Source organism: Enterococcus hulanensis (assembly GCF_005405485.1).
GTDB classification, from domain to species: Bacteria; Bacillota; Bacilli; order Lactobacillales; family Enterococcaceae; genus Enterococcus_A; species Enterococcus_A hulanensis.
This window is the reverse complement of the sequence record NZ_BJED01000025.1, coordinates 24,484-45,125: the sequence shown is the minus strand read 5'-3', so window position 1 is coordinate 45,125 and position 20,642 is coordinate 24,484. Positions and strand designations below refer to the sequence as shown.

Genomic DNA, 20,642 nt, shown 5'->3' with positions numbered 1-20,642 from the left:
TGCTAATTGAAAATCGAACTATTTGTTGGATCTTGTAAAAATTCAGTAACTCGTTGCGCGTCATCAGCTGTTCTTGAAATAATGATAATTGTATCGAAGCTCGCCATTGTTGCGACGATCAGCTCGCTTGAAAGATCATCTAAAACAGAAGCTAATAAATGTGCATTGTCTGGCAGGGTGCTGACGATTGTCATAAATTCAACAGTATCAACTTTAACGATTACGTCGTTCGTCATACGAATCAGACGTTTGATGTCATCATCTTCAGAAGGTACCTGCTGTTCTTGAAACAATTCAAAACGCGGTTTACCAGATTCGTCGATTGTTTTCACGATTTTCAAATCGCGAATATCTCTTGAGATGGTCGCTTGAGTAGCTGTAACTTGATATTGCTGTAAATAATCCATTAATTCGTTCTGATTTCTAATGGGATTATCTGTGATAATCCGTTTGATTAACTCATGTCGATCTTTTTTTCGCATAAAAAAACTCCTTATTCATATGTAGTGAACTAATTTATCCAGAATAGTTGAAAAATTAGTTTAAACTCTAGTCAAATTCCATAAAGGATTATAGTAGTTATTCTAAACGACAGCTTTTTTAGACTGACAGCGTTAAGAAAAACTCTCGAAATTATAATTATGCACCCAGTATAGCAGAAAAATTTTTTTTAAACAGTATTCCTTTATAAATATTAATGTATCAAAAGCGAAAGAAAAAAGATTGATTTATTAAAAAGACTCTTGTATAATTACTAATTGTGTGTAGGCGACTATACATAAAAAATCCACATTCTGACTTGATTTGTAAGGCGGTGCTGCTTGTCAGTTCCTTATAAAGAAGAGAGCAGGAGAGGAAAACAAAAAACCAATTGGAGGAAACACAAATGTCAGTATTGTCTATGAAACAATTGCTAGAAGCCGGCGTACACTTTGGTCATCAAACTCGTCGCTGGAACCCAAAAATGAAGAAATATATCTTCACAGAAAGAAACGGAATCTACATCATTGACTTGCAAAAAACAGTCAAATTAGTAGATGCAGCTTACGATTACATGAAAGATGTTGCTGAAGATGGCGGCGTTGCATTGTTCGTAGGGACTAAAAAACAAGCTCAAGAAGCAATCAAAGAAGAAGCTGTCCGCGCTGGTCAATACTATGTAAACCATCGTTGGTTAGGTGGAACTTTAACTAACTGGGATACAATTCAAAAACGTATTGCTCGTTTGAAACAAATCAATGCTATGGAACAAGACGGTACTTTTGAAGTATTGCCTAAAAAAGAAGTTGTTGGTTTGAACAAAGAACGTGAACGTTTAGAAAAATTCTTAGGCGGTATTGCTGATATGCCTCGCGTTCCAGATGTTATGTATATCGTTGATCCTCGTAAAGAACGTATTGCCGTTCAAGAAGCTCATAAATTAAACATTCCTATCGTTGCTATGGTTGATACAAACTGCGATCCAGATGAAATCGACGTAGTTATCCCTTCAAACGATGATGCTATTCGTGCCGTGAAATTAATCACTGCAAAAATGGCTGATGCGTTCATCGAAGGTAACCAAGGTGAAGATCAAGTAGCAGAAGAAGACTTCGTAGCTGAAGATGGCGGACAAGCAACTTCAATCGAAGAAATCGTTGATGTAGTGGAAGGCGACAATGCTTCTACTGAATCAGCTGAATAATTTCGTAGCATATGCTGCTTCAAAGTAAATATTTTCCTTTGAAGCAGCTTTTTTAGAAAAACTAAGGAGGCCCTTAAAATGGCAGACGTAACAGCTAAAATGGTAAAAGAACTACGCGACATGACTGGCGTAGGGATGATGGATGCTAAACGAGCATTAGTAGAAGTAGAAGGCGACATTGAAAAAGCTGTTGATCTTTTACGTGAAAAAGGTATGGCTAAAGCAGCTAAGAAAAACGACCGTATCGCTGCTGAAGGTTTAGCTTCAGTCGCAGTACAAGGAAATACTGCTGCAATCGTAGAAGTAAACTCTGAAACAGACTTCGTTTCTAAAAATGAAATGTTCCAAGACCTAGTTAAAGAAATTGCAGAGTTAGTTGCTGAAAACAAACCAGCTGACATGGATGCAGCAATGAAATTGACTAATGCTAAAGGTGAAACTTTAGAAGCAGCTTTAATTGAAGCAACTCAAGTTATCGGTGAAAGAATTAACTTCCGTCGTTTTGAAGTTGTTGAAAAAGAAGATAATGCGGCATTTGGCGGATACCTGCATATGGGTGGACGTATCGCTGTATTAGCTTTATTAAACGGTACAACTGACGAATCAGTTGCAAAAGACGTTGCAATGCACGTTGCTGCAATCAACCCTCGTTATGTAAACGAAAGCCAAATTCCAGAATCAGAATTAGAACACGAAAAAGCTGTTCTTACTGAACAAGCATTAAATGAAGGTAAACCAGCTAATATCGTTGAAAAAATGGTTATTGGCCGTCTAAATAAATTTAAAGCAGAAATCGCTTTGGTTGATCAACCATTCGTTAAAGATCCTGACATGACTGTTGAAAAATATGTATCTTCTAAAGGTGCTACAGTTGCAAGCTTCGTTCGTTTCGAAGTAGGCGAAGGTATCGAAAAACGTGAAGATAACTTTGTTGAAGAAGTTATGAGCCAAATCAAAAAATAATTCTGTTTTTTAAACAGTCGGGAACGCACGGAAGATGTGCGCTCCCTTTTTTTAAGCTAATTCAAATTGGGCTGGCTTCAATGGCAGAGTATGCTAAAATATCAATAGAGTGACAGTGGAGGTATTGAGATGAATGAACCAAAGTATAAACGTGTAGTATTGAAACTTAGTGGAGAAGCCTTGGCTGGCGATGAAAAATTTGGCATCAATCCACCCGTGATTCAAGAAATTGTTGAAGAAATCAAAGAAGTTCATGATTTAGGGATTGAAATGGCCATCATTGTCGGCGGCGGAAATATCTGGCGTGGACAAATCGGTGCTCAAATGGGTATGGAACGTGCGCAAGCAGATTACATGGGGATGCTGGCAACAGTGATGAACGCCTTGGCATTACAAGATGCATTGGAAAATATTGATGTCCCAACACGTGTGCAGACATCAATCGAAATGCGCCAAATCGCGGAACCATATATTCGCCGTAAAGCGGAACGCCACCTTGAAAAAGGCCGCATTGTAATTTTTGCTGGCGGAACAGGAAATCCTTACTTCTCAACTGATACAACTGCGGCATTAAGAGCAGCAGAAGTAAATGCTGATGTAATCTTGATGGCCAAAAATAATGTCGATGGTGTTTATTCGGCTGATCCAAAACTTGATGAAAATGCTGTGAAATATGAAGAATTGACTCATTTAGATGTGATCGCTAAAGGATTACAAGTCATGGATTCAACCGCAAGTTCATTAAGTATGGACAATGACATTCCACTTGTTGTCTTTAATTTGAACGAAGCAGGAAATATTAAACGTGTTGTACTCGGTGAAAACATCGGGACGACTGTAAGGGGGAAATAAAATGGCAGATACAGTAATGAACGAAGCAAGAGACAAAATGAAAAAAGCTCAAGAAGCTTTGCAGCGTCAATTAGGTCAAATTCGTGCAGGCCGTGCAAATGCGAGTTTGCTTGACCGCATCACGGTTGATTACTATGGTGTCCCAACACCTGTGAATCAAATGGCATCCATCACTATACCAGAAGCGCGTGTTTTAATGGTTACACCATTTGATAAAAACATGATCAACGATGTAGAAAAAGCGATTTTAGCCAGCGATATTGGATTAAATCCTGCTAATGATGGAAATGTACTACGTTTGGTGATTCCTCAATTAACAGAGGAACGCCGTAAAGAATTAGCTAAAGAAGTGAAAAAAGAGTCAGAAGGTGCCAAAGTCGCTGTTCGTAACATTCGTCGTGATGCGATGGATGATTACAAGAAACAACAAAAAAATGGCGATATGACAGAGGATGATCTGCGCAATGCTGAAAAAGATATGCAAGCTTTAACGGACGAAAACATTAAAGCGATTGATTCGATTGTCGCTGAAAAAGAAAAAGAACTATTAGAAGTTTAATCTATTCGAAAAAACCTGAAGAAACTCTCTTCAGGTTTTTTTGTATGCTCAGCACTTCCAAGATTCTATATGGTTTAAAAATCCGAGTGCATTCATTAAAAAAAGCATTCAATAAGTAATTGTTTGGCGGAGGTAAAATTGCGTTGGGATGGTTTCTAATGTACGATAAAGTATAAACATTTTTCCAAATCTAATTAGCGAGGCTTCCGATATCCAATTTTTTTACATAGATTAAAAAAGCGGCAGGTGTTATTATTTTTCTGAGTATTTACCATAATGAATAGCGAATGTTCTTTAGGGAAAGTAGGTGGAGTCATGGATTTAATGAAAAAAATGCAACAAGAGATCTTCACAGATAGCGAGCAGGCAGTGATCAATTATATTATGCAACATTCAGAAAATATTCTGGATCTTTCAATTTATCAGCTGGCAAAGCTAAGCTGTTCTTCCACTTCAACGATTGTTAGAGTATGTAAGAAACTAGATTTTAACGGGTTTAAGGATTTTAAGACTCAGCTATTCAAAGAATTGAAAAACCAGTTTTTGCTGGAAAAAACAGTAGATGTAAATCTCCCGTTTCAAAGAAATGATTCAGATTATCAGGTCTCCTTGAAAATAGCCCAGCTTACTTTAGAGAGCATCAGTCAAACACAGGCCTATCTTAACGAAAAAATACTTCAGCAAAGTGTTGATTTGCTGATTAATGCTCCTACTTTGATTGGTATCGGCATTAGCCAGAATCATGTTCGCTTACAGGAGTTTCAGATGAAATTGCTGCCGATTGGGCGATACATTCGATTGGTGAACTCGCAGGCAGAACAGTTTCATTTAGCAAATAATGGAAATAAGGACGATGTCGTTTTAATAATTTCCTATAGCGGTAAAACAGCAGATGTGGTAAATGAGGCACGAATGTTTCATGAAAACGGCAGTAAGATCATCGCCATTACCTCAAATATCAAAAGCCCGCTCGCTGAGTATGCTGATTTAATTTTGGACATTCCTAAATTTGAGAATCTTCATTTCAAGGTTTCGAATTTCTCTTCTCAGATTGCTATCGAATATATTTTGAATGTCTTGTATTCTTGTATTTACAAACGCAATTTTGATATGAACTATGCTTCTGTACAGTTAGGCCCAGATTCCACTTTTTTATTCTGATGTTTTGGAACTTTGTTCCAAAACATCGTTTTTTTTTGCTTAAAGTGAGAAACAGCCGAAACTATGTGCCATATCTATTAGAAAACAACTATCTTCTAGAAATTTACCTTACAATATTGAACAAAGGAGTGATATATGTGAAACGATTATTAAGTTGTAATGCAAGCGATTTCATGGAGATGGACCCGCAAGAATTAAAACAAGCAATCCTAGCTTCTGAAGGTAGAACAGTTTGTTCTGAAATGGTTATTGTTCATGAACCGGTGATTCATGATGTTACAAATGCTGAGGTTGCACGGGCAGCGGGTGCTGATTTGATCTTACTGAATCTGTTAGACTGTTTGGAGCCGTTGATTATGGGAATGGATGGCGTCTCTTTTCAGAATTATGCTTCTATCAAAGAAGCAAAAACATTCAATAAAAATCTTATTCGAGATTTAAAAAAATTGGTATGTCGACCAATAGGCGTGAACCTAGAACCTGTTGCTGAGGAAGGGACCAGTATGTTGGAAGGTCGTTTGGAAATACCTGAAGGTCGAAAATGCACTGAAGCGACTTTAAAAGCAGCGAATGAGTTAGGCTTTGATTTTATTTGTTTGACAGGTAATCCCGGTACAGGTGTTAGTAATCAGACAATTGGTGAATCCATTAAGCTGGCAAAAAAATACTTCAGCGGTTTGATCATTGCAGGGAAAATGCATAGTTCTGGAGTCAATGAACCAGTGGTAACTAAAGAAGCGATTGAAGAATTTGTAGAAAATGGTGTTGATATTCTGCTCGTGCCAGCTGTTGGGACTGTTCCAGGATTGGGAGAAACTGATTTGAGAGAAATCGTTTCATTTGCTAAGGAAAAAGAAATTCTTACTATGTCAGCCATCGGTACAAGTCAGGAAAGTTCAAGAGTTGAGACAATTCGGCAAATTGCTATTGAGAACAAAAAAATCGGAGTGGATATTCAGCACATCGGCGACTCTGGTTATAACGGTATGGCAAATGTAGAAAATCTGTTTGAAATGGCCATAGCGATTCGAGGCATGCGCCATACCTTGAGTATGATCGCTCGTTCAATTAACCGCTAAAAGAAAGAAGGGGTTCGAATGAAAAAAGTAAACAGTTTTTTGGAAACGAAACTGGCACCTATAGCCGTTAAGGTTGGTACACAAAGACATCTGCTAGCTGTTAGGAATGGTATGCTTTTCGCTATGCCGCTAATTATTATTGGTTCGTTCTTTTTAATTTTGTCCAGCTTGCCATTTCCTAATTATGCAGAATGGTTAGCCAGCCACTGGGATCTAGGTACTTGGTTTAACAAAATTGTTAACGGTAGTTTCGGTTTAATGGGTTTGGTAGCTTCTTTTGGAGTGGCGTATAATTTAGCCAAAAGCTATAAGCTTGACGGAGTAGCACCGGGAATTATCTCACTTTCTTCATTTCTGATTTTGACACCAGAAATTGTCGATAAAAATGAGGTCAGCGGATTTGGTTACACTTATCTTGGAAGCGGCGGTTTATTTGTTGCTATTATTGTAGGTATCGTTTCAGTGGAAATCTATAAAATATTTATTCGCAAAAATATTGTAATCAAAATGCCCGAAACTGTACCTCCTGAAGTTAGCCGCTCGTTTTCTTCTTTGATTCCAGGATTTGTGATTATTGCTGTATTTGCAATTATTCAAAAAGTTCTCGAAGTTTCTGATTTGGGAAATGCCCATGTGCTGATCACTAATCTTTTAGGAGGGCCTTTGAGCTTAATCGGCAGTTCTCTCTTGGGGACAATAGTAGTCGTGATTATCACTTCCTTGTTCTGGTTATGTGGTATTCATGGAGCTGATGTAGTCGGTTCGGTACTTTATCCTATCTGGTATATGAATTCTGATATAAATCGAGTAGCTTTTCAGGCCGGAGAAGCGATCCCTCATATTGTCAGTTATCCATTTATGATGAATTTCGTCTATATGGGAGGCGGAGGTGCCACATTAGGGTTAGTAATTGCTATTGTGCTCTTCGGAAAAAGTAAGCAATCCAAACTGATGGGAGGCCTCACTCTGGCACCTGGGATTTTCAATATAAACGAGCCCTTGATGTTTGGACTGCCAATTGTAATGAATCCTATGATGTTCATTCCATATATCTTAGTTCCGGTGATGAATGTGCTTATCTGCTATTTGTCGATGGCCAGCGGACTGGTGGCTAAGGCAGTAGGAATAAATGTAGGTTGGACAGTACCGCCTATTATTAGCGGCTATTTAGCAACTGGCGGACATATTAGCGGATCAATTTTGCAAATTATTGTTCTTCTGTTGGACGTGATTGTTTATATGCTGTTCTTCAAAATTTATGATAATCAGTTGTTGCAAGAAGAAGCGATATCCGAAGCACAATGATTACAAGCGTTCTTTGAGTGGTGTCAGCTACTTGAAGGACGCTTTTTTGTATGCTTTAAATTAATTGTGGTATTCGGCAATAATGAAATTAAAACGTATATTTTAAGAAGGAATACTTAGTTCTATATTAGGTATAAGATCGGTTTTCAAAGTGTTCAATAGAGAATAAAGATCAAGTTTATGGTTCGATTTTAAAAATGTCAGCGTTCAAAAATCATTGAAAAAGCCTAAAGGTATTCATTTTTCGTAGGAATAACCGTACTTTATTGTTATAATGGCAGATGACTTTTCAAAAGTTTTTTATTTGTATCTTAATAAAGGAGGGAAAAACATGGTGTTGCGATTTTTTCCACAAAAACAAAAATATACGCCAGAAGCAGCGCAATTCGTTTTTGATCCTGAAGGTGCTGTGCCAAAACATATTGCAATCATTATGGACGGTAATGGGCGTTGGGCTCAAAATCGACGTCTGCCAAGAATTGCTGGGCATAAAGAAGGCATGGAAACAGTAAAAAAGATTACCAAACATGCTAATCGCTTAGGCGTAAAAGTTTTAACGCTCTATGCTTTTTCAACAGAAAACTGGAAACGCCCAGAAGAAGAAGTGAACTTTTTGATGCAGTTGCCTGTAGATTTTTTTGATACCTTTGTACCAGAATTGATCGAAGAGAATGTACAAGTTCATGTAATGGGTTACGAAGAATATTTGCCCGCTCATACGCAAGATGCGGTAAAACGAGCAATCGAACAGACTGCGCAAAATGACGGTCTTGTTTTGAATTTCGCGTTGAACTATGGCAGTCGTGCTGAAATTATCACGGCGATCAAACAAATGGCACAAGAAATTAAGGATGACGAACTTTCTGTTGAAGCGATCGATGATGACATCGTAGGTGATCATCTAATGACAGGTTTCTTGCCTAAAGAGTTACGGGACCCTGAACTAGTCGTAAGAACCAGCGGGGAAGAACGGATAAGTAATTTTTTACTATGGCAACTAGCCTATAGCGAATTGTATTTTACTAAAGCCTTATGGCCAGATTTTGATGGGGACCATTTAGAAGCGGCAATTGCTTCTTTTCAACAACGAAATCGACGTTTTGGCGGCTTGAACAAGGAGGATAAAAAATGAGACAGCGAGTCATTACCGCAGTTGTCGCCTTGGCAATCTTTATTCCGATTCTTTATGTCGGCGGCATTGCAGTTGAATTGGCGGCAGCAATATTAGCCGGGATTGGTGTATATGAATTGTTTCGTATGAAGGGACTTGCAATCCTAAGCTTTGAAGGAGTACTTTCAATTTTAGGTGCGGTTTTTCTAGTGTTACCAGCGGATCGTTGGATGCCCTTTTTAAGTGGCGATAACAGCAATTTTTTATTGTTCTATTTAACAGTGATGATTATTTTAGGATTCTCTGTTGTTTCGAAGAATACTTATACTATCGATGAAGCAGGTTTTCCAGTGGTTGCAAGTTTGTACGTGGGAGTTGGATTTCAAAATCTAGTTACAGCACGTGCGGATGGCTTGGCAATCTTGCTCTTTGCTTTCTTTGTTGTTTGGGCAACGGATATCGGTGCATATATGGTAGGACGGCAAATAGGAAAACATAAACTATGGCCAGATATTTCACCCAACAAAACGATTGAAGGGGCATTAGGAGGGATTGCTAGTGCAGTTGTAGTAGCAATAGTATTTGTCTTAGTTCAACCAGCAGTGTTCCAACATAATCTCGTAACAATGATTATCTTTACAATTATTTTCTCAGTTGTGGGTCAATTTGGCGATTTAGTAGAGTCAGCAATCAAGCGTCATTATGGGGTGAAAGATTCAGGGAATATTTTACCAGGACATGGCGGAATTCTAGATCGTTTTGACAGTATGTTGTTTGTTTTTCCAATGATGCATTTGTTAGGTGTATTTTAAAAAGAGCGGAGACGCTCTTTTTTTCATGTTGAAATTTACACGGAATTTTTTTAAATTTTCTATGAAATGATCAGTAAAGGAATATATTTTTTCGATACTATGATAAACTGTCTCTAAGAAACTAGTGAAGGTAGGAAAATTATGCGTACGATTATTACGTTTTTAATCGTTTTCGGTGTCCTTGTAATTGTTCATGAGTTCGGACATTTTTTCTTTGCAAAACGCGCAGGGATTTTAGTTCGGGAATTCTCAATTGGCATGGGACCAAAACTTATAGCCCATATGGGAAAAGATGGCACTACATATACGTTACGTCTATTGCCGATCGGCGGCTATGTTCGAATGGCAGGTATGGAGGATGAGGAAACTGAGTTGAGTCCGGGGATGCCGCTATCAGTTGAGCTGACCTCCAATAATGAGATTCGTCGAATTAATGTTAGTAAAAAAATTCAATTACCTAACAGTATTCCAATGGAATTAATCTCTGCTGACCTTGTAGATGATTTGGTTATTAAAGGTTATGTGAATGGCGACGAGAGCCAAGAAACAACTTACAAAGTTCAGCATGATGCCACGGTGATTGAAGAGAGTGGAACAGAGGTCCGTATTGCACCAAGAGATGTGCAATTTCAGTCTGCTAAGTTAGGCTCGCGTATCCTGACTAATTTCGCAGGACCAATGAATAATTTTATTTTAACTATCATATTGTTTATCGCTCTGGCTTTCTTACAAGGTGGAGTTGCAGACTACAATACAAATCAGATAGGAACGGTGCAAGCAGAAAGTCCGGCAGCTGTTGCGGGGCTAAAGGATCATGATGCCATCGTTTCTGTAGATGGGAAGAAAATCTCTTCTTGGGATGATTTAACCGATACTGTTACGAAAAAGCCAGGAAAAGAATTGTCGGTTGTGATCAAGCAGGATGGCAAAGAGAAAACCGTACAAATGACACCGAAAAGTGTTAAAAGCAATGGTGAAAAAGTTGGTCAAATCGGTGTAACACCTTATATGAAGACCAGTTTTACAGATAAGGTTGTCGGTGGTTTAACGCAATCATGGGATATGGTTACAAGAATTTTCGGTGCGTTAGGTTCACTATTCACTGGATTTAGTTTAGATAAACTTGGTGGACCCGTGATGATGTATCAGATGTCTGCGGAAGCCTCGCGTGCGGGGATTAAAACGGTCATTTATTTGATGGCGCTCTTGTCAGTCAACTTAGGAATTGTCAATTTGCTGCCAATTCCAGCCTTCGATGGCGGTAAGATTTTACTGAATTTAATCGAAGGGGCACGGGGAAAACCGCTTGATCCAGAAAAAGAAGGTATGATTACCATGATTGGATTTGGGTTTATCATGCTTCTGATGATTTTAGTCACATGGAATGATATTCAGCGTTTCTTCTTTTAAATGAAAGGATCGAAATTTTTTCGATCCTTTTTCTAATGCAATCATAAAAAAAAACAGGTATACTGGAACATACTTGAAAAAGTGAAGGAGATGTCATTTTGTCTAAAAATCGTGAGCTGTTCGAAAATTTATTACGACAAATTGAAATGGCCGAGACAGAGCAGCAACATCCAATGATCCAAGCATCAGAGATCAAAGAGGTTGTTGTTCATGAGAAATCACGTGTTTGGGAATTTTATATTCAAACACCAGAAATTTTACCGGCGAAATTATTTTATGCGTTTTACCAAAAGCTGCAAATCGCTTTCCAATCTATTGCGAAAGTGAAATTACATATCGTCTCAGAAGACAATCAATTTGAAGAAGAGCTTCTGCAAAATTATTGGCAGTTGGCTTTGAGTGAACAAGATTGTGATACGCCGCTAGTGAAGCAAGTTTTGAGCAAACCGCTGCCAGTTATCCAAGGAAAGCGAATTGTATTATTGATCGATAATGAGACGGTTATTCCATTTTTGAAGCAGCAGTATTTGCCGTTGATCGAAGAAAATTTAGTCTCATACGGCTTTCCACATTTGCGAATCGATCCGGAAGTAGACAAAGAGCAAGCTGATAAAAAATTACAAGAATTCGAAGTTCGGAAACAAGCGCAAGCACAGGCGATGCAAGAACAAGCAGCAGCCAGCATAGCGCAGTACGAATCGAAGAAAAAAGAACAGAAAGTAAGTGCTGCCTACTTTGACGGACCGATTCAAATGGGTCGCAATATCCCGGCAGATGAAGCCATCACACCGATGGGCAATATCATTGAAGAAGAGCGTCGGATTACTATTGAAGGATTCATTTTTGATAAAGAAGTACGTGAGTTGCGTTCAAAACGGAAAATTTTGATCATAAAAATGACTGACTATACGTCTTCCTTTGTAGTAAAGAAATTTTCAAATGGTGAAAAAGATGAGGCAATTTTTGAAGCAATTGCCAACAATAGTTGGATTCGTGTGCGAGGCAGTGTGCAAGAAGATACCTTCATGCGTGATTTAGTTATGAATGCCCAAGATATTCAAGAAGTTAAACATCCAGAACGGCAAGATACAGCAACAGAGAAACGTTCAGAGCTGCATCTTCATACTAATATGAGTACGATGGATGCCATTAATGGTGCCAGTGAGTTGGTCGCACAGGCGGGAAAATGGGGACATAGAGCAATTGCAATCACTGATCATGGCGGAGCTCAATCATTTCCTGATGCCCACGCCGCCGGAAAAAAAGCCGGTGTAAAAATTCTTTATGGTGTTGAAGCAAATGTCGTTTCTGATGGTGTACCGATTGCTTATAATGATGCTCATGAATCATTGACAGATGCTACGTATGTCGTTTTTGACGTGGAAACTACGGGGTTGTCTGCCGTATACGATACAATCATTGAGTTGGCCGCGGTTAAGATGCACAAAGGAAACGTCGTTGATACCTTTGAAGAATTTATCGACCCGGGGCATCCGTTATCAGAAACAACGATCAATTTAACTGGGATCACTGACGAAATGGTACGCGGCTCAAAACCAGAAAAAGAAGTCATGGAATTATTTGAAAAATTCTGTGAAGGTTCAATCTTAGTGGCCCATAATGCGACATTTGATATTGGATTTATCAATACTACCTATGTTCGACATGATATGCCGGAAACACCAAATCCAGTTATCGATACTTTGGAATTGGCTCGTTTCTTATACCCAGAGTTTAAGCGATTTGGTTTAGGCGTCCTAACTAAGAAATTTGGTATTAACCTAGAGCAACATCACCGAGCTGTTTATGATGCTGAGGCAACGGGACATTTAGCATGGATTTTTGTTAAAGAAGCGATCGAAAAACACGACATGAACTATCATGACCAATTGAACGATCATGTTGGTGAAGGTGATTCTTATAAACGTGCACGACCGTTCCATGCAACGATTTTAGCGAAGAACCAAGCTGGTTTGAAGGATTTGTTCAAATTAATTTCGATGTCTAATGTTGAATATTTTGAACGTGTTCCGCGAATTCCTCGTTCCCAACTAAACAAGCTGCGTGAAAACCTTTTGATTGGTTCTGCTTGCTCGCAGGGTGAGATATTTGAAGCGATGATGCAAAAGGGCGTTGAAGAGGCCAAAAATCGTGCAGCTTTTTATGACTATATTGAAGTGATGCCAAAGGCTGTTTACGCACCTTTGATCGAACAAGAATTAGTTAAAAATGAGTCGGACTTAGAAGATATCTTGCGGAATTTGATTCAGATCGGCAAGGACTTAAACAAAACAGTGGTTGCAACTGGAGATGTTCATTATTTGAATAAAGAGGATGCAATCTATCGTAAAATTTTGATCAGTTCAATGGGAGGAGCTAATCCGTTAAATCGTCACAGTTTACCGGATGTACATTTCCGGACAACGGATGAAATGCTGCAGGCCTTTAGTTTCTTAGGTCCAGAATTAGCAAAAGAGATCGTTGTTGATGGTCCCAATGCAGTGGTTGATAGCTGTGAAGAAATTGTTCCAGTTAAAGACGATCTTTATACACCTAAAATTCCTGGTTCAGAAGAAGAAATCAAAAAATTAAGTTATGACCGTGCTCGTGAGTTATATGGTGATCCGTTACCTGATATCATCGAGAAACGTTTAGAAAAAGAATTGACTTCGATTATTGGGAATGGCTTTTCGGTTATTTATTTGATTTCACAAAAATTAGTGCACAAAAGTAATGCTGACGGCTATTTAGTAGGGTCGCGGGGCTCGGTTGGATCGAGCTTTGTTGCCACTATGACAGGTATTACAGAGGTAAATCCATTACCGCCGCATTATTATTGTCCAGATTGTCAATATTCGGAATTCTTTGAGGATGGTTCTTATGGTTCTGGTTTTGACTTGCCAGAAAAAGCTTGTCCAAAGTGTGGTGCTCGTCTAAATAAAGATGGACACGATATTCCTTTTGAAACTTTCTTAGGTTTCCACGGGGATAAGGTTCCAGATATCGATTTGAATTTCTCTGGGGATTATCAAGCAAAAGCTCATGATTATACGAAAGTGCTGTTTGGAGAAGACTATGTTTATCGAGCAGGTACAATCGGTACAGTCGCTGATAAAACCGCCTACGGATTTGTTAAAGGATACGAACGAGATCATAATCTGCATTTTAGAAATGCTGAGATTGATCGATTAGCTAAAGGAGCAACTGGTGTTAAGCGGACGACAGGGCAGCATCCGGGCGGAATCATTGTCATTCCTGATTATATGGACGTTTACGATTTTACACCGATTCAGTTTCCGGCAGATGACCGGAATTCCGAATGGAAAACTACTCACTTTGATTTCCATTCGATTCACGATAATGTTTTGAAGCTCGATATTCTGGGACATGATGATCCGACCGTGATTCGGATGCTCCAAGAATTATCGGGAGTCGATCCTAAAACGATCCCAACTGATGATCCGGAAGTAATGAAAATTTTTGCTGGTCCGCAGGTGTTAGGCGTTGAATCTGATCAGATTTATTCTAAAACGGGCACTCTAGGCATCCCTGAATTCGGTACACGATTCGTTCGTGGAATGTTAGAAGAAACGGGACCAACAACTTTTGCTGAACTGCTGCAAATTTCCGGCTTGTCACACGGTACCGATGTTTGGTTAGGAAATGCAGAAGAATTAATCAGTCGTGGTGAAGCTAACCTAGCCGAGGTTATCGGTTGTCGGGATGATATCATGGTCTACTTAATTCACGCAGGACTTGATAGCGGAATGGCCTTCAAAATCATGGAGACGGTACGTAAAGGTCAGTGGAATAAAATCGACGATGAGTTACGAGAAACGTATTTAGCTGCGATGAAAGAAAATAATGTTCCAGACTGGTATATCGATTCATGTTCGAAGATCAAGTACATGTTTCCGAAAGCCCACGCGGCAGCTTATGTATTGATGGCGTTGCGAGTGGCTTACTTTAAGGTCTATTTTCCAATTCTTTACTATTGTGCATATTTTTCTGTTCGTGCTGACGACTTTGACTTAGTTGCAATGGCCAAAGGTAAGGATGCAGTCAAAGCTGCGATGAAGGCCATCACTGATAAGGGAATGGACGCTTCAACAAAAGAGAAAAATCAATTAACTGTTTTGGAATTGTGTAATGAAATGTTAGAACGTGGTTTTCATTTCGGGATGATTGATTTATACAAATCGGATGCTCAAGATTTTGTAATTGATGGAGATACATTGATCGCACCTTTCCGTGCTGTACCAAGTCTTGGCATGAATGTGGCAAAACAAATTGTTGAAGCACGTAAGGCTGGTATCTTTTTATCAAAAGAAGATTTGGCCTCTCGAGGTAAAGTATCGAAGACCTTAATCGAGTATATGGATACTCATGGGGTGTTAAAAGATTTGCCGGATGAAAACCAACTTTCATTGTTTGATATGTAAAGAAAAAGATAAATTCAGCTTTAAAATGAAAGAAAATTCCACTATGAAAATGATGCGGTTGAATTTTCAGTATATTTGTGCTAATATAACAATGTAATCATAGAGTGATGGTGAGTGAGCGGATTTTTCGCTCACTCTTTTTAATGGAATAAAGGAGGCTGACAGTTTGAGCAGTGTAGTCGAAACAGTGACTGACCTAGTAACACCTATTTTAGATGAGCATAATTTTGAGCTGGTCGAAGTGGAATTTGTGAAAGAAGGAAAAAGTTGGTTTTTAAGAGTATTTATTGATAAAGAAGGCGGAATCGATATTGAAGAATGCGCCCTTGTCAGTGAACAACTTAGCGATAAATTGGATTCAATCGATCCAGATCCGATTCCGCAAGCATACTTCCTTGAGGTTTCTTCACCAGGGGCCGAACGTCCATTGAAAAAAGAAGAAGAGTATCAAAAAGCGCTGGGACAATATATTAATGTGTCATTATATCAAAATGTTGATGGTGAAAAACAATATCAAGGCTTTTTGAAAGATTTAACTGAAGATGAATTGACATTAACAGTTAAAATTAAGACCCGCACTAAAGATATGGTTTTTGATCGTAAGAATATTGCAAAAGCCCGCTTTGCGATCGAATTTTAATTAATTGAAATCAAACCTATTTTTTCTTAGTAAATTGATATACGTGGTGAAAGCCAAACTTATTTTTACTCTGAGGAATAGATTCGTTAATATGAACTAGGAGGAAAGTTAGAATGAGTAAAGAAATGCTGAATGCGTTGGATACTCTAGAAGCAGAAAAAGGTGTTTCGAAAGAAATCGTAATCGAGGCGTTAGAGGCAGCTTTAGTCTCAGCATACAAGCGTCATTACGGTCAATCGCAAAATGTTGAAGTGGAATTCAACGAAAAAAAAGGCGATATTCATGTATATGCCGTGAAAGAAGTAACGGAAGAAGTTATGGATTCACAATTAGAAGTATCGCTGAAAGATGCAATGGAGATCAATCCAGCATATGAAATCGGGGATACGATTCGTTTTGAAGTAACGCCAAAGGATTTCGGCCGAATTGCTGCTCAAACAGCGAAGCAAGTCATCCTGCAACGTGTACGTGAAGCCGAACGCAGCATCATCTACAACGAATATAGTGCTTATGAAAAAGACATTATGCAGGGTGTGGTTGAACGTCAAGATAATCGTTATATCTATGTCAACTTAGGCAAGATCGAAGCGGTTCTTTCGAAACAAGACCAAATGCCAAATGAACACTATAAACCACATGATCGTATCAAAGTTTATGTTTCTCGCGTAGAAAACACATCAAAAGGACCGCAAGTTTTTGTAAGCCGCAGTCATCCTGATTTGTTACGCCGTTTATTTGAACAAGAAATTCCTGAAGTCTATGATGGTATCGTCGAAATTGTCAGCATTGCTCGCGAGGCTGGTGATCGCGCGAAAGTTGCTGTTCGTTCAACAGACCCAAATATTGATCCAGTTGGAACTTGTGTTGGGCCAAAAGGACAACGAGTACAAGCAATTGTTAATGAACTAAAAGGCGAAAACATGGATATCGTTGAATGGAACGAGGATCCGGCAGTATTTATTGCGAACTCCTTGAATCCAGCTCAAGTTGAAGATGTAATCTTCGATATTGATAATCCAAAAGTTTGTACCGTAGTAGTACCTGATTACCAACTATCATTGGCAATCGGCAAACGCGGACAAAATGCTCGCTTAGCTGCGAAGCTAACTGCGCATAAAATCGATATCAAATCTGAATCAGACATGGAAGAATTTTACGCAAACTATGATGAATCAGAAATTGAGGAAATTGATCCTAGTGCAGAAGAGGAAATTGAAGAAACAACACCAGAAATGACAGAAGAAGTTGAAAACGACGCTTCTGTTCAAGATGAAGAATAGTTAATTAGGAGGACTGCAAATGAAAAAAAGAAAAGTTCCTTTGCGCAAATCGGTCGTTTCCGGTGAAATGTTCCCTAAAAAAGAATTGATTCGCATCGCTAAGTCAAAAGAGGGTGAAGTTTCAATTGACCCTACAGGCAAGAAACCAGGACGCGGCGCTTATGTTGCGTTGGAGCCGGCTGAAGTTGAAGAAGCTTGGAAAAAACGCATCTTAGACCGTACACTGGACATCGAATTGACTGATGATTTTTATCAAGAACTACTGGATTATGTGAAACACCAAAAAGCCAGAAGAGAGCTCTTTGGCAATGAATAAGCAGAAGGCCTTGAACATGTTAGGCCTTGCAATGCGTGCAGGCAAACTGATCACAGGGGAAGAAATGACGATCAATGAGATTCGCAGAAATAAAGTGAAGCTTGTGATTGTTACTACTGATGCGAGTGGAAACACTCAGAAAAAAGTATCAGACAAAAGTAAGTATTATCAGACGACATGTTTTGTCGAATTTACTCAAGGAGAGATTTTAGGCGCAATCGGAAAACCACGAAAAGTTATCGGGGTTTTGGACCAAGGATTCGCCGACAAAATTATGACGTTAATAACAGGTTAGGAAGGTGATTGCATGGGAAAAAAAAGAGTATACGAATTTGCCAAAGAAGTGAATCAATCAAGTAAGGATGTTGTAGAAAAAGCACAGACCTTAGGTATTGATGTTAATAATCATATGGGTTCATTATCAGGAGACGATGAATCAAAATTGAAACAAGCTTTTTCTAGCAAGCCGAAACAAACTACTCAAGCAAAACCATCAGCTAACCAGCACGAAAAACCAAAATTCCATGGAAAGAGCTCGAAGAACAACCCAAATTTCCAGAATAGAAAAGGAAATAAAGACTTGACACAAAACAATAGACAGAATAACTCAGCGAACGCAAACCGTTCAAACCAAGGACAACGTCCAAATCAAGGTACCAATAACAATGCACAACGCCAAAATTCAACACAAGGCAGTGCGAACAATGCACAGCGACCAAACCAAGGTCAACGCCCAGCACAAGGCAGTGCAAACAATAATACACAACGACCAAACCAAGGTCAGCGTCCAGCACAAAGCGGTGCAAACAATGCACAACGCCAGAACCAAGGTCAGCGTCCAGCACAAAGCGGTGCAAACAACACACAACGCCAGAACCAAGGCCAACGCCCGGCACAAGGCGGTGCAAACAACAATGCACAACGCCCAAACCAAGGTCAACGCCCAGCACAAAGCGGTGCAAATAACACACAACGACCAAACCAAGGTCAACGCCCAACACAGGGGAATACTAATAATACGCAAAGTCAAGGCCAACGTCCTGCTCAAAGCGGAACGAACAATGCGCAACGTCCGGCACAAGGTGGTTCAACAAATCAAAGTAGTAACCAAAACCGCAATAAAAATAATTATGGCAATCAAAACCGTAATAATAATTTTGGCGGCAATCAGAATCGCAACAGAAACAAATTCAATAAAAAAGGTAAAAAAGGCAGACAGCAACAAAGCAATAAGCCTGCTGTGCCTCCACGTAAATTCCGTGAATTACCAGAAATCTTGGAATATACAGAAGGTATGAATGTGGCGGATATCGCGAAGAAAATCCATCGCGAGCCTGCTGAAATCATCAAAAAATTATTTATGATGGGTGTTATGGTTAACCAAAACCAACCATTAGATAAAGATACAATTGAATTGTTAGCTGCTGATTACGGTATCGAACCACAAGAGAAAGTTACAATTGATATTGCTGATATCGATCGTTTCTTCGATGTGGAAGATGTTAACGAAGAAAACTTAGTTTCTCGTCCTCCAGTAGTAACAATCATGGGGCACGTTGACCATGGTAAAACAACATTACTAGATACATTGCGTCATTCTCGTGTAACGAGTGGTGAAGCAGGCGGAATTACGCAGCATATCGGTGCTTATCAAATCGATATCAACGGCAAGCCGATCACTTTCTTAGATACACCTGGACACGCGGCCTTCACTAGCATGCGGGCCCGTGGAGCAAGTATCACAGACATCACGATTTTAGTTGTAGCAGCTGATGATGGAGTGATGCCGCAAACGATTGAAGCGATCAACCACGCGAAAGCGGCGAAAGTGCCGATTATCGTAGCAGTAAATAAAATTGACAAACCTGGTGCAAACCCTCAGCATGTCATGCAAGAATTAAGCGAATATGAATTAATTCCTGAAGCATGGGGCGGCGATACGATTTTCGTTGAAATCTCAGCGAAGTTCAACCAAAACATTGAGGAATTACTAGAAATGATTCTATTAGTTGCCGAAGTGGAAGACTTGAAAGCTGATCCAACGTTACACGGCATCGGAACAGTTATCGAAGCACGTCTTGATAAAGGAAAAGGACCAGTTGCAACCTTATTGGTTCAACAAGGTACGATGAGAGTCGGCGATCCAATCGTTGTCGGTAACACTTATGGTCGTGTTCGTGTGATGACCAATGATATTGGTCGTCGTGAAAAAGCTGCAGGACCAGCAACACCAGTGGAAATTACTGGATTGAATGATGTTCCTCAAGCAGGAGATCGTTTTGCTATCTTTGAAGATGAAAAAACAGCGCGTGCAGCCGGGGAAGAACGTGCGAAACGTGCGTTGCTTGAACACCGCAGTTCAAGTGCTCGTGTGACATTAGATAACTTATTCGAATCTCTTAAAGAGGGCGAATTGAAGGAAGTTAATGTAATCATCAAAGCTGACGTGCAAGGATCTGCTGAAGCATTGGCCGCATCATTGAAGAAAATCGATGTTGAAGGCGTTCGTGTGAAGATCGTCCATTCAGCAGTAGGTGCTATCAATGAAAGTGATGTTACTCTAGCTGCCGCAAGTAATGCGATCATCATCGGATTTAACGTTCGTCCGACACCTCAAGCGAAACAGCAATCTTCTGCTGAAAAAGTAGATATTCGTTTGCACCGTATCATTTACAAGGCAATCGAAGAAATCGAAACAGCGATGAAGGGAATGCTTGACCCTGAATACGAAGAAAAAATCACTGGTCAAATGACTGTTCGCGAAACGTATAAAGTTTCTAAAATTGGTACCATCGCTGGCTGTTATGTCAACGAAGGTTCGATCCAACGTGATAGCGGTGTGCGGATCATTCGTAACGGTATCGTTATTCTTGAAGGTAAGCTTGCCAGCTTGAAACGTTTCAAAGACGATGTGAAAGAAGTTAAGATGGGCTACGAATGTGGCGCTATGATCGAAAACTTCAACGACATTAAAGTCGACGATGTAATCGAAGGCTTTATTATGGAAGAAATCAAACCAAAATAGTTG

The 20,642-nt window shown here is 39.4% G+C and carries 17 protein-coding genes; 16 read left to right on the top strand and 1 reads right to left on the bottom strand.

Annotated features, from left to right (window positions below; translation table 11 throughout):
- Positions 1-2: 2 nt before the first annotated feature.
- A complete protein-coding gene (locus tag FFR60_RS20550; RefSeq protein WP_088932926.1) occupies positions 3-482 on the bottom strand; it encodes an arginine repressor in 480 nt (159 codons plus the stop codon).
- A gap of 404 nt (positions 483-886) precedes the next feature.
- On the opposite strand from FFR60_RS20550, the gene rpsB reads away from it, so the two are divergent.
- From rpsB to infB, 16 genes are all read left to right on the top strand, one after another.
- Positions 887-1,684, top strand: coding sequence for a 30S ribosomal protein S2 (gene rpsB, locus FFR60_RS20545; protein WP_088932925.1), 798 nt, complete (start codon positions 887-889; stop codon positions 1,682-1,684).
- 78 nt (positions 1,685-1,762) lie between these two features.
- Positions 1,763-2,647, top strand: coding sequence for a translation elongation factor Ts (gene tsf, locus FFR60_RS20540; RefSeq protein WP_137665618.1), 885 nt, complete (start codon positions 1,763-1,765; stop codon positions 2,645-2,647).
- Between the two features lie 129 nt (positions 2,648-2,776).
- Complete coding sequence (pyrH, locus tag FFR60_RS20535) at positions 2,777-3,499, top strand: UMP kinase (RefSeq protein ID WP_088932923.1); 723 nt, start codon at positions 2,777-2,779, stop codon at positions 3,497-3,499.
- A gap of 1 nt (position 3,500) precedes the next feature.
- Complete coding sequence (frr, locus tag FFR60_RS20530) at positions 3,501-4,058, top strand: ribosome recycling factor (protein WP_088932922.1); 558 nt, start codon at positions 3,501-3,503, stop codon at positions 4,056-4,058.
- A 315-nt stretch (positions 4,059-4,373) separates the two neighbouring features.
- On the top strand, positions 4,374-5,219 hold the full coding sequence (locus FFR60_RS20525) for a MurR/RpiR family transcriptional regulator (RefSeq protein ID WP_088932921.1): 846 nt from the start codon (positions 4,374-4,376) through the stop codon (positions 5,217-5,219).
- A gap of 131 nt (positions 5,220-5,350) precedes the next feature.
- Positions 5,351-6,298, top strand: a complete 948-nt coding sequence (locus tag FFR60_RS20520) for a DUF7916 family protein (protein WP_443093131.1) — start codon at positions 5,351-5,353, stop codon at positions 6,296-6,298.
- Between the two features lie 18 nt (positions 6,299-6,316).
- Positions 6,317-7,603 (top strand): PTS cellobiose transporter subunit IIC, encoded by a 1,287-nt coding sequence (gene celB, locus FFR60_RS20515; RefSeq protein WP_137665617.1) that lies wholly within the window; start codon positions 6,317-6,319, stop codon positions 7,601-7,603.
- A 334-nt stretch (positions 7,604-7,937) separates the two neighbouring features.
- Positions 7,938-8,735 (top strand): undecaprenyl pyrophosphate synthase, encoded by a 798-nt coding sequence (uppS, locus tag FFR60_RS20510; RefSeq protein ID WP_088934648.1) that lies wholly within the window; start codon positions 7,938-7,940, stop codon positions 8,733-8,735.
- On the top strand, positions 8,732-9,526 hold the full coding sequence (locus FFR60_RS20505) for a phosphatidate cytidylyltransferase (protein WP_137665616.1): 795 nt from the start codon (positions 8,732-8,734) through the stop codon (positions 9,524-9,526). The genes uppS and FFR60_RS20505 overlap by 4 nt, the downstream gene beginning before the upstream one ends.
- Before the next feature lie 141 nt (positions 9,527-9,667).
- Positions 9,668-10,936 carry an RIP metalloprotease RseP gene (gene rseP / locus FFR60_RS20500; RefSeq protein WP_137665615.1) on the top strand — a complete coding sequence of 423 codons (1,269 nt, stop codon included), beginning with the start codon at positions 9,668-9,670 and terminating at the stop codon, positions 10,934-10,936.
- A gap of 98 nt (positions 10,937-11,034) precedes the next feature.
- On the top strand, positions 11,035-15,378 hold the full coding sequence (locus FFR60_RS20495; RefSeq protein WP_171004991.1) for a PolC-type DNA polymerase III: 4,344 nt from the start codon (positions 11,035-11,037) through the stop codon (positions 15,376-15,378).
- 166 nt (positions 15,379-15,544) lie between these two features.
- The gene (gene rimP, locus FFR60_RS20490; RefSeq protein WP_137665613.1) at positions 15,545-16,018 is read left to right on the top strand and encodes a ribosome maturation factor RimP; all 474 of its coding nucleotides are present in this window, start codon (positions 15,545-15,547) and stop codon (positions 16,016-16,018) included.
- 113 nt (positions 16,019-16,131) lie between these two features.
- On the top strand, positions 16,132-17,298 hold the full coding sequence (nusA, locus tag FFR60_RS20485; protein ID WP_137665612.1) for a transcription termination factor NusA: 1,167 nt from the start codon (positions 16,132-16,134) through the stop codon (positions 17,296-17,298).
- A gap of 19 nt (positions 17,299-17,317) precedes the next feature.
- Complete coding sequence (gene rnpM / locus FFR60_RS20480; RefSeq protein ID WP_088932915.1) at positions 17,318-17,614, top strand: RNase P modulator RnpM; 297 nt, start codon at positions 17,318-17,320, stop codon at positions 17,612-17,614.
- Positions 17,607-17,909, top strand: a complete 303-nt coding sequence (locus tag FFR60_RS20475; protein ID WP_171004990.1) for a L7Ae/L30e/S12e/Gadd45 family ribosomal protein — start codon at positions 17,607-17,609, stop codon at positions 17,907-17,909. The genes rnpM and FFR60_RS20475 overlap by 8 nt, the downstream gene beginning before the upstream one ends.
- A 12-nt stretch (positions 17,910-17,921) precedes the next feature.
- Positions 17,922-20,639 (top strand): translation initiation factor IF-2, encoded by a 2,718-nt coding sequence (gene infB / locus FFR60_RS20470; RefSeq protein WP_137665611.1) that lies wholly within the window; start codon positions 17,922-17,924, stop codon positions 20,637-20,639.
- Positions 20,640-20,642 lie beyond the last annotated feature (3 nt).